Here is a 10,568-nt window from a genome sequence, read left to right on the forward strand (position 1 = left end):
AATCGTCGCAGCTGATACCTCTACACCATATATCTCTTGTAGGTGTCCAGCAATCCCTTCGTAAGAAGTTCCAAGAGCATACAGGCCTAATATTTTATTATCTAACTCTTCATTTAAAATAGTCTGTCTTTTTTTTATTAATTGTGGTTCAAAAGTACTATTACGATCTCTTGGCGTTTCAAGTTCAAAAGAACCTGAAGCCGTCTTCATAGTTTTAGTAGTAAGACCATTTCTCCGGTTATTCCCTTGTTCTAAACTATTTTCCAGTAAGTGACAATCCATTTCACTTTCTAGGGCAAGTTGTGTAAAATCTTTAACTAATGATGTTAGCAGTCCACCTGCACCAAGTAGCGGTTTACCTTGGTATAGTCCTTGAATGATTTCTATACATTTATCTTGATTAAGTATTTGCGATACTTGGTCTAGTTGAATTGGTTTCATTGGTTTGCTCATGTCAAATTTCCTATTATTTTATGCGAAGAACATGTGGATAAGTTGATAGTAACTTATCCACATTCTTCGCTATTTACAACATCAATAATCTTTATTTTATACATTTAAAAGATTATTTTTTCAACTTGACACAGTTTGACGAACACTCCCATGTTAATTGATAATCAACCAATAGAAAAAATAGTTAAATATACAAAACTAACCATTGAAGAAATAAAAAAATTAAAAGAAGAATAGCCTATAGTAAAGGAGTAGCTGCTAATAACTATAAAGCTAGGGACTACCTGCAATAACTAAAGTAATTCTATATTTGGCTCTTTTTGGCTGCGAATAAATATGATTTTGAGTCTATAATATACTTGCTTGTTAGGGATTAGAGCCAAGGTATTTTTAAAGCATAATTTAGGCGAGCGACGAGTGACGACGTCACCAACTTCTCATCAATTGACATAGCTTTAATCTTTACAATTAAATCCTCTGCTAATGCAACTAATTTGGCTTCTTCTGCATCATCGAAGAATACCCCTAAATGTCGGACAATACGTTGTTTGACATTACCTTTGCTATCTCGGTATCCTTCAACCACTTGTATTGATTGCCTTGGACTATTTGGTGTTTTTTTACGACGTATGTACATGTAGGTAACTTAGAATTAATATGTAATAATATAGTTATAGCACAACAAATTGCCTGAAAAAATCATTTCCCAGTTCTATGGCTCCTCCATATCATCTCTTTCCATCTTTCAACATTTTCTTGCGGAAGTCGGGAAGAAGTATACGAATATGCTCTAAAAAAGCAGTCTGTTGATAATACATTTATAGATTGGATGATTGAGAAATATCACAAACCTTGATTTTTTCTTTGCTGATAAATTTTATCAACGATTGGTGATTATACAGCCTTGCTGATTATCAGAGAGTTTCTTGCATATAGCTTTAGCTTGGTTTATATTTTGGTAGTTACCTACTAAGACTAAATAGAAAAAACTCCCTTTATCAGATTGTATCTTTTTGATATTTATCACCGTATTATTAAGGATTTTCGCATATTTTTTTTTGATTCTCTCCCCTTCTTGGTTGGCTTCTGATTCAGATTTTACCGAAGCTATCTGGATTTTATACCCCCCTTGATTTGACTTATTTAATAACTGCGTATCATCGATCTTACGATGCGATTCAGTAACTTTTATTATATTTAGACCCACCTTATTTGAATTAGGCTGTTGTTCTATTAAACTCTCTGTTTGTACCGATTCGTTTTTTATTATATTAGGTAAAATTACTTCCGTCCCATCTTCATTTTTACTTAGTTTGAGTTTCTTATGCTTAACCTGATCAGTTTCTATTATATCAAATAAGATTGTATCTATAGAATCAGTATCTTCATCACCTTGTACTGATTTTTGTTTAGTAATATTTAATGGCTTTTCCGGTTCAGGTTGCAACGTTATAGGTTTACTAATCTTTTTTTGTTGTAAATTCTCATAAATTATATTATTGGCATTTGGTATTACTATCCCCCCACTATCTTGTGGCTTAACTTTTGTCGGCGATTGATCATGGTAAATCGTCACTACCTGACCACCACTATCTTGATTATAATTAGTATACACTAAATATGTAATAGTACTAAGTATTGAGAGAAAAATAATAATTAGAAAAACACGATTAACCATATTTTTTATAAATAACTTTATCAGATAACGTATAGCTAACCCGATCAGCATTTAGCCATAATAAACTGGCGTCATTGCGAGGAGGTCATAAGACCGACGAAGCAATCCATATAATAAGCTTCATGGATTGCCACGTTCACGTACGTTCGCTCGCAATGACGTTTGTGAATTTGGTGTATACTCAAATCATTTGAGTATAATGCTAATCAGATTAGTTATACTACATTTTATTCATAGGCGTCACCCCTATAACATCAAAACCAACTTTTATAATTTTTTGAATAGATTTTGCTAAAGCAAGGCGGGCAACAGTCAACTCTATATTATCTTCAATTAAAAACCGATAATCATTATTTTCTTTGCCAAAATTCCATAAAGCATGGAATTTTGAAGCTAAATTAATCAAATAAAAAGCTATTCTATGTGGTTCAAAATATTTCGCTGATACTTCTAAAATTTTTGACCATGAAGCAAGCAGCTTAATTATTTCAATTTCCTCTTCAGTAGAAAGCAAAGATAAATCATACTCTTTTTCTAAGAACTTATTATATGCTTTTGGCATAGATTCTTTAGCTTTTTCCAGTATAGACATAGTCCTAACGTAAGCATATTGTACATAAAATACTGGATTATCCTTTGATTGTTCTTTTACTTTAGCTAGATCAAAGTCAAGAGTAATATCATTCTTACGGGTTAGCATTATAAATCTTATTATGTCCTTACCTACCTCGTTTGTTACATCTCGCACATTAGTAAAATTGCCGCTACGTTTCGACATTTTTACAGCAATACCATTTTCCACGAAGTTTACTAACTGGCAAATTTTAACATCAACTTTAATTTTTTCTCCACCAAGAGCCTTAACTATCGCCTCAATTCTTTTTACGTAACCACAATGATCTGCTCCTAGAACATAAACTAGATGATCAAATCCACGATCTATTTTATCCTTAGCATAAGCTAAATCAGAGGCAAAATATGACCAACTACCATCAGATTTTTTTATTGGTCTATCTTGATTATCGCCAAAAGCAGTAGATTTAAACAATCTCTGAGTTCTTGAGTCCCAAAGCTCATCTACATTACCTTTAGGAGGAGGTAACTGCCCATCATATATGAGTCCCATTTTAGTCAGTAACTGAACAACTTCCTCAATCTTGCCACTATCATGCAGTGATTTTTCTGAGAAAAATACTTCGTGTTCAACATCTAGCTCTTTTAAATCGTGCTTAATTATCACTAACATTTCTTCTATTGTAAAATCCTTAACGAGTTCATGGCGTTCGTTATCCGGCATTGTTAATAATTTATCCCCAAATTTCTCTACCAACTTTTGCCCAATATCTACCAAATATTCTCCAGGATAAAGCCCTGCTGGTATCACGATATCTTCTTTTGTTAATGCTTGCTTATAGCGTAACATAACTGAGTTAGCTAAGTCATCCACTTGGGAGCCGGCATCATTAAGGTAATATTCTTTGGTAACAATATAGCCAGTACTATCTAGAACCTTGGCTAAAGCATCACCATACACAGCTCCTCTAGCATGCCCAATATGTAGAGGACCAGTTGGATTTGCAGAGACGTATTCAATATTGACCTTTTGATTATTACCAAAATTAACCTTAAAAAACTCCTCTTTATCTAGCAATATGTCATTAATAGAGTTATGCCACATATCGGCTTTAATAGTAAAATTAATAAACCCTGGACCAGCAACTTCTATAGAGGCAATATATGGCAGGGATGTTAATATTTCCTTAAATCTAATGGCTAAGTCTTTAGGTTTAACATTTTGTTTTGCTGCAACAATCATAGCTATATTGCTTGAAAGATCACCATTGAACTTATCTTTAGGAATTTCAACAGCTGCCAATTGTAACACATCATCATTATTGCATATTTTTCTGCCTGCACTAATGATATCGTTACGTAATTTATTAAATATATTCATAAATTAAATATTATTAGAATTGAAGGAATAAATATCTTGATGCTCTTGAATAGCAAACCGGTCAGTCATGCCGGCTATATAATCTGCTACTATACCAGCTTTAGATTTTGTATTCCCTGGTATAATTAATTCTTTCCAACTAAATGGTAGTAAATCAATATTATCCATATATATCTTAAATAAATCTTGTACGATTCTTTGACACTTTAAAAGCATCGATGTCAATTTATTATGCTTATATACTTTATCATACAAGAATTGTTTAATTTTTACTATACGCTCTTTTGCTTCATCAGTAAAATCAACAAGCTGATAATCAAGATGGCGTATATCATCGGTTGTAATTATTTTCTGTTTCTGTAGATTATTATTTGTTTGTAGTAGTAAATCAGCAATTAAATCGCTGATTAATTTACGTACTACTTCATATATAAGCTGAGTTGTTGTTATATTTTTAAACTGAGACTTAATTTCAAAAGCATATTGATCAATAAATTTAATTTCCGTTAGATGATTAAAGTCAATAATCTTAGCACCAACACTATCTTCTAAATCATGGGAAATATAACTAATATCATCAGCTAACGAAGCAATTTGGGCTTCAGCTGAGGAGTAATGAGTTAAGTCAAGGTTATGTTGTGAATCATACTCTAATATATATTCAGGTATATTATTTATTAAAGGACCATTATGTTTGACAATTCCTTCTAGCACTTCCCATGTCAAATTTAATCCATCATAAGCTGCATATCTTTTCTCTACTTTAGTAAGAATCTTTAATGAATGAGCATTATGGGAGAATCCACCATAATCTTGCATACACTTATTTAGAGCTACCTCTCCTGCATGACCGAAAGGAGTATGTCCAAGATCATGGGCAAGACCTATAGTTTCTGCCAAATCACTTGACAAATTAAGGGTTTTAGCAATAGAACGGGCAACCGTAGAAACTTCAATTGAGTGAGTAAGACGATTTCGATAATGATCGCCTTCATGATTAATGAAAACCTGGGTTTTATATTGCAAACGCCTGAAAGCCTTTGAATGAATTATACGATCATGATCTCGTTCAAATTCATTTCTGTAAGCTGTAGGATATTCGTTAAACAATCTTCCCCTACTATTGCTGGGGTCTACTGCATATGAAGCAAGCATATATTAACTCCTAATATTATGTTCTAGATAACCTCTCTGTCATTGCGAGGAGCTACTTTAGTAGCAACGAGCAATCCAAAAAGCAACAAGAGATTGCTTCGTCGCCTTCGGCTCCTCGCAATGACGTTTTTACCCTGTCATTCCCGCGTAGGCGGGAATCTAGCCCCCTAGCTACGCAGGGGGTGACACAAAAATGGATTGCTTTGTTGTGCAGTTTCCGCACTCTTCGCAATGACTTTTGGGGTAGCTACTTTGTCCTTGCGAGAAGGCGTGAGCCGACGAAGCAATCCATAAATTGCCATTCCATCCCACTATTATCATTCCCGCTTCGGTGCGGAATCTAATATCCCTGCTTTCGTAGGGATGACAGAAGGCAGGATCGCTTTGTCATGCGATTCTACTTCTTGCTAATATTAATGGCATAATGTTAACCGGATTAGCTATATAGTCAATTGATGAGAAGTTGGTGACGTCATCACTCGTCTCTCCTAGTCCCCAATTTTCCTGAATTGACTATAGTATAGAATCACCTACTAAGCTTTTCAAGGTTTTTAAATGAAGCTGTTGCAAAATTAGCTTTTTAGGATTATTTTAAGGGTCTTTAATAATATAATCATGTCATGTCAATAGAAATTACCGATAATGCTTTTAAAAGAGTGGGCGAGTTAATCAAATTGGAAGATAATCCCAATTTGGTTCTTAGAATAATTGTTGATGGTGGTGGGTGTTCTGGGTTTGTTTATAATTACGCCCTCGTGCCAAGTAATGACATAACAAAAGATGATTGTGTTATAGAGAAAGATAATACTAAAGTGGTTATTGATGCAATATCACAGCCATTCATGGCTGATTGTATAATAGATTTTATCGAAGAGTTAGGTAGTTCCTATTTTGAAATTAGAAATCCCAATGCAAAAACTAAGTGTGGATGTGGCAATTCTTTCTCTGTGTAATTCCCAATTACCTACATTGCGAATACATTCGGTGTAAACGACGAGTCCGGGATTTATTTTTCTTTTGCCCATAAATCCATATCATATTGTTTACAATACTCAAACATAGATAAAGTATTAGGGTGGTTTATGCCAAACTCCTTTATTTGCGGTTTACCAAAGAATTTATAACTATGCAAGTTTTTTGCTTTACATGACGCTTTAGCTCCTTGACTATATAAGTCACTAACTTGAGCCACATTTTTACGATTATCCCTATATAAATAATGATATATGCTATAAGCTTTATTATAGTACTCTATTGCTACTTTTACGTTATCTTGAGCAAATAAAATATCACCTTGGACTACATAGCTTGCTGCTAAATATGGACCTTCCGAATAATCTGCATCTTTGGGATTTCTACGTTCATCAGCTAAAAATATGGAGATAGCCTGGTTAATATGTTCTGAGGCTTGGTCTAGTTTACCCAGCCCTAATTCACTTTTTGCCATTGCAAAAAAGTATAACCAAATACTTCGTCATCTTCTTTTTTAAAGGATTTACACATGTCATATACTTGCTTGGCTATGGCATATGCTTCTTGGTGCTTTTTAAGATAATTTAATATTTCTATTTTAGCATTATAAGAATTTATAAACCATGGGTCATCAGGACTTGTTCCATTTTTAATGGTTGTTTCTATACTTTTATTAACTTGTTCTAATGATTCAGTATATTTCCCTTGGACAAAGAATAGAAGTGCTTTAGCATCATGTATATAAAATATGTCACTTTCATCCATTAAGCCTTTATTAAAAAATTGTTCTATAATTTTAATGTTTTTTTCTGCTTCTTGAACCCGCCCTAATGCAATATTAGATGTTGCTAAGGTAAACAATACAATCCATTTAAAAGATTCATAACCTTCTACATTATCTAATATTTCTTTCGTTCTTGTACAATAATGTATTGCTGTTCTATAATTAGAACAAATTCTATAATACACACCTATTGCTCGTATGTAACTTGCATATGTGTATTTTTCATCATTACTCATTAACCATAATTTAAACTTACCAGTACCCTGTTGATCATTTTTATTAAACCAATTAACGAGTCTTTCTGTATTATGGTGATCGTAAGAGAGAAGATATGCTGATATTAGCTGTCTATTCAGCTGCATAATTTTATATATATTAACGTTATACTTCTCAGCATTCCTAGCAAGGATTTCAAAATTTTCATGCATAGTTTTTGCTTTTCTAAAAATTTGGGCTTTGATAATGCTCTTTGGTACGTAATTCATTAATTTAGTAACTATATCTTCTAAATAAGCTTTATTATTAATACTTCCATTAATCTCAGCTATTTTTTGAGCAATAACATCGTGCATTTCAAAGATCGGATTAGCTTCATGTGAGTCAATGTTAGATATTAAGGAAATTTTAGAGAGCTGATAAATATCATCATTCAATGTACTTTGATCATCCGTAATAAAACTTAGTAAGTCTTTTGAAAAACCTTGATTATTTATTAAGGCTATTTTATTTAGTAAATTTCTAGCACTTGGCTTTAATTCGTTGATAGTTAACATAATGTTCAATTGAATTCTATCTGTTGATTGTTGAATTTTTTTCTTATACCCGGCTTTATCTAAACCTTTTACATTATTTAATAATTGTGCTCCTTGTACTATCATGATAGGATAACCAGCAAATTCTTTGCTCAAGAATTCTACTACACGTCAATTCGGGATAAGGTTATAATTTAGAGGAAAGTCGAAATTGCAATTTATGGAAGGTTTATTTTTCTTAAGAGAATAGGCAACTAGTGTAGAAAGTATATGAACAAAAGCATTTATAGGGGATCTGTGTCTAGTATGCTCAAGGTTCATTTTGTTCTTTAAATAATCAAAAACTGTTTCAATTAAATTACGTTTTCTTAACATAATCTTCTCCTTTAAATCCATTAATTTATTTGGCATATTTTTCTTAATCCCATGCACCATTTTTAATCCTCTTTCATATAAACTGATGAATAAGTTTTGCTTAATACGTCAATTCGGGATAAGGGATAAGAAAAAATAAAGGAGATATAGGAGTTGCAAGGAGTTAATGCCTGTGATAAATGTTTTTTTTGGAAAAAAAAATAAACACAGGCATTAACTCCTTGCAACTCCTATATCTCCTTTATTTTTTCTTATCCCTTATCCCGAATTGACGTACTATGCTTGTTTGTCGATATTTAATTAAGTTATTTGTAAGCAAAGCTAGTTGTTTGACATGATCGACAAAATAAGTAACTGGTACAACAAAATTAAATATCTGGTTAGCCATTTGTTGTTGAGCTAATGAGTTAAGAGGCATTATTAATAATATTAATAGTATCAAATATTTATTCATTGTATTTTGTTAATAAAAGGTTTTAGAAAAACTAGATTATTAAGATTAACATGATTATGATTTATTTTGCAATCAAAATTATTTGTAATATAGTAAATTAATTGTAAAAACCGTCGGAAAGAACGAGCCTTTTAAGGTTAGTTATGTAATCTTACCTTGTTTTAAACTAATATTTTTAAATCTATAATTATCATCAAACAACTATAATACTTGACAAAAATAATAGTTCGACTAGTTTTAATTGTTATAAGATGCTCACCCCACAGCTATCAAATAGGTTTGTATAGAATTATATAAATCAATAATTTAACAACAATGTAAAATTTATGTCACATTTAAAATATAAACGGGTTTTGCTAAAAGTTTCTGGCGAAGCCTTAATGGGTGACAAGCAATTTGGTCACGAATATTCTGTAATATTAAGGATTGCTGAGGATATAAAGGAAGCAATAGATATTGGTGTACAGGTATGTGTGGTTGTTGGCGGTGGTAATATTTATCGTGGAACTAATTCTGCATTTGGTATTGAAAGAGCTGCCGGTGATTATATTGGTATGCTTGGTACGGTAATAAATGCACTTACTTTACAAAATATTATGGAAAGTTTAGGTGTTCATACTAGAGTCCTTTCAGCAATCCCCATGATGAGTATTTGTGAGCCTTATATACGTCGTAAAGCAAAAAGACATATAGAAAAAGGTAGAGTAGTAATTTTTTCCGGCGGAACTGGTAATCCATTTTGCACTACCGATAGTGCGGGTGTCCTAAGAGCCATTGAAATGAGTTGTGATTTATTATTAAAAGGCACTAAAGTTAATGGTGTATATGATTCCGATCCAACGAAAAACCCTAATGCAGTAAAATATTCCACTATCAGTTATACTGATCTTCTAAAAGAGAACTTACAAGTTATGGATATTGCTGCCGTTGCAGTGGCTAGAGAAAATAACTTGCCAATTAAGGTATTTTCAATTAGAGAGAAAGGTAACTTTGCAAAAGTACTGCAAGGAAAAGGTGAGTATACAAAAATTCAAGAAGATTAATAGATATGGATAAAACAACTATATATAAAGAGTTACAATCAAAAATGGATAGCTCGTTAAAAATATTGGATCACGAACTTAAGGGACTCAGAACTGGTCGAGCTTCAGTTAATTTACTTGATCCGGTATTGGTTGAAGCCTATGGAGATAAAATGCCTTTGTCACAAGTAGCAAGTCTTTCTACTCCAGATGCCAGGACTATCACGGTGCAAGTGTGGGATAAATCTATGATAAAAGCTGTAGAAAAAGCCATTACTGATGCAAATCTAGGTCTAAATCCATCATCAGATGGGCAATTAGTCAGAATTACCATTCCATTACTTACTGAAGAACGTCGCAAAGAGCTTGTTAAATTTGCTCACAAATATGGAGAAAATACTAAAATTGCATTGCGTAATATCAGAAGGGACGGTAATGAGGAGTTAAAAAAGTCAGAAAAAGACAATATCATAACTAAGGACGAACATCATAATTTTTCAGAAGAAATCCAAAAATTAACTGATGAGTATAGTAATAAAGTCGACTCGCATGTTAAGCAAAAAGAACAAGAAATAATGACTGTTTAAGTATATTCAATTCAGTGTCATACCTGCGTAAGCAGGTATCTAGATTCCGTACCGAAGCGGGAATGATGGTATGGACGAGTGAAGCGAAATATGCTTTACTTGTACGGAGTCAGCTGAAAAATAGTTTTCAGCTGCTCCAAATTAAATAATAATTTAATTAATAGATCCATACCATGATAAATAATAGCATAAAAAATACTATAATAGGAATAGATTTAGCAAAAAATAGTATGCACTTGGTGCAAGTCGATCAAAATGGCAAAAAAATAGGTTACCAAAAAGTTACAAGAGATGAGTTAATAGCCTATTTAAGCAATCTCGATAAAAGTTCATTGGTAGCTATGGAGGCATGTGGAGGAGCTAATTATTGGTCACAGGAAAT

General features: G+C 32.6%; 10 protein-coding genes and 3 pseudogenes. 4 read left to right on the plus strand and 9 right to left on the minus strand.

Annotated features, from left to right (window positions below; translation table 11 throughout):
* The 5 genes and pseudogenes from RiCNE_RS03880 to RiCNE_RS03900 all read right to left on the minus strand — a co-directional run.
* The coding region (locus tag RiCNE_RS03880; protein ID WP_192866931.1) for a transposase at positions 1–453 on the minus strand (453 nt) is incomplete at its 3' end.
* 451 nt (positions 454–904) lie between these two features.
* Positions 905–1,090 (minus strand): annotated as a pseudogene (locus RiCNE_RS03885) (IS1634 family transposase); the annotation flags it as partial.
* A 243-nt stretch (positions 1,091–1,333) separates the two neighbouring features.
* Positions 1,334–2,131 carry an SPOR domain-containing protein gene (locus tag RiCNE_RS03890; protein ID WP_157905670.1) on the minus strand — a complete coding sequence of 266 codons (798 nt, stop codon included), beginning with the start codon at positions 2,129–2,131 and terminating at the stop codon, positions 1,334–1,336.
* A gap of 220 nt (positions 2,132–2,351) precedes the next feature.
* Complete coding sequence (gene argS, locus RiCNE_RS03895) at positions 2,352–4,085, minus strand: arginine--tRNA ligase (protein ID WP_094649309.1); 1,734 nt, start codon at positions 4,083–4,085, stop codon at positions 2,352–2,354.
* A gap of 3 nt (positions 4,086–4,088) precedes the next feature.
* The gene (locus RiCNE_RS03900) at positions 4,089–5,240 is read right to left on the minus strand and encodes a deoxyguanosinetriphosphate triphosphohydrolase (protein WP_094649310.1); all 1,152 of its coding nucleotides are present in this window, start codon (positions 5,238–5,240) and stop codon (positions 4,089–4,091) included.
* Between the two features lie 620 nt (positions 5,241–5,860).
* Here RiCNE_RS03900 and erpA point away from each other — a divergent pair.
* A complete protein-coding gene (erpA, locus tag RiCNE_RS03905; RefSeq protein WP_094649311.1) occupies positions 5,861–6,193 on the plus strand; it encodes an iron-sulfur cluster insertion protein ErpA in 333 nt (110 codons plus the stop codon).
* A 53-nt stretch (positions 6,194–6,246) separates the two neighbouring features.
* On the opposite strand, the gene RiCNE_RS03910 is transcribed toward erpA, so the two are convergent.
* From RiCNE_RS03910 to RiCNE_RS03925, 4 genes and pseudogenes are all read right to left on the minus strand, one after another.
* The gene (locus RiCNE_RS03910; protein ID WP_094649312.1) at positions 6,247–6,687 is read right to left on the minus strand and encodes a tetratricopeptide repeat protein; all 441 of its coding nucleotides are present in this window, start codon (positions 6,685–6,687) and stop codon (positions 6,247–6,249) included.
* Positions 6,669–7,904 carry a hypothetical protein gene (locus RiCNE_RS07715; RefSeq protein ID WP_192866932.1) on the minus strand — a complete coding sequence of 412 codons (1,236 nt, stop codon included), beginning with the start codon at positions 7,902–7,904 and terminating at the stop codon, positions 6,669–6,671. Before RiCNE_RS07715 ends, RiCNE_RS03910 begins: the two co-directional genes overlap by 19 nt.
* Positions 7,905–7,919: 15 nt before the next feature.
* Positions 7,920–8,228 (minus strand): annotated as a pseudogene (locus RiCNE_RS03920) (transposase); the annotation flags it as partial.
* 136 nt (positions 8,229–8,364) lie between these two features.
* A complete protein-coding gene (locus RiCNE_RS03925) occupies positions 8,365–8,565 on the minus strand; it encodes a hypothetical protein (protein WP_157905672.1) in 201 nt (66 codons plus the stop codon).
* Positions 8,566–8,903: 338 nt separating this feature from the next.
* Between RiCNE_RS03925 and pyrH the strand changes: the two genes are divergently transcribed.
* The 3 genes and pseudogenes from pyrH to RiCNE_RS03940 form a co-directional block, all read left to right on the plus strand.
* On the plus strand, positions 8,904–9,620 hold the full coding sequence (gene pyrH, locus RiCNE_RS03930; RefSeq protein WP_094649315.1) for a UMP kinase: 717 nt from the start codon (positions 8,904–8,906) through the stop codon (positions 9,618–9,620).
* Between the two features lie 5 nt (positions 9,621–9,625).
* Entirely contained in the window at positions 9,626–10,186 is a 561-nt protein-coding gene (gene frr / locus RiCNE_RS03935) for a ribosome recycling factor (protein WP_094649316.1), read from the plus strand.
* A gap of 173 nt (positions 10,187–10,359) precedes the next feature.
* Positions 10,360–10,568 (plus strand): annotated as a pseudogene (locus RiCNE_RS03940) (IS110 family transposase); the annotation flags it as partial.

Origin of the sequence: Rickettsia endosymbiont of Culicoides newsteadi, assembly GCF_002259525.1 — a bacterium.
GTDB lineage: Bacteria > Pseudomonadota > Alphaproteobacteria > Rickettsiales > Rickettsiaceae > Tisiphia.

What these genes read in the sequence shown, in the direction of transcription:
- pyrH (WP_094649315.1), top strand. Translation starts at nt 8,904, where the DNA reads ATGTCACATTTAAAATATAAACGGGTTTTGCTAAAAGTTTCTGGCGAA.
- argS (WP_094649309.1), bottom strand. Translation starts at nt 4,085, where the DNA reads ATGAATATATTTAATAAATTACGTAACGATATCATTAGTGCAGGCAGA.
- RiCNE_RS03900 (WP_094649310.1), bottom strand. Translation starts at nt 5,240, where the DNA reads ATGCTTGCTTCATATGCAGTAGACCCCAGCAATAGTAGGGGAAGATTG.
- RiCNE_RS03890 (WP_157905670.1), bottom strand. Translation starts at nt 2,131, where the DNA reads ATGGTTAATCGTGTTTTTCTAATTATTATTTTTCTCTCAATACTTAGT.
- frr (WP_094649316.1), top strand. Translation starts at nt 9,626, where the DNA reads ATGGATAAAACAACTATATATAAAGAGTTACAATCAAAAATGGATAGC.
- erpA (WP_094649311.1), top strand. Translation starts at nt 5,861, where the DNA reads ATGTCAATAGAAATTACCGATAATGCTTTTAAAAGAGTGGGCGAGTTA.
- RiCNE_RS03910 (WP_094649312.1), bottom strand. Translation starts at nt 6,687, where the DNA reads ATGGCAAAAAGTGAATTAGGGCTGGGTAAACTAGACCAAGCCTCAGAA.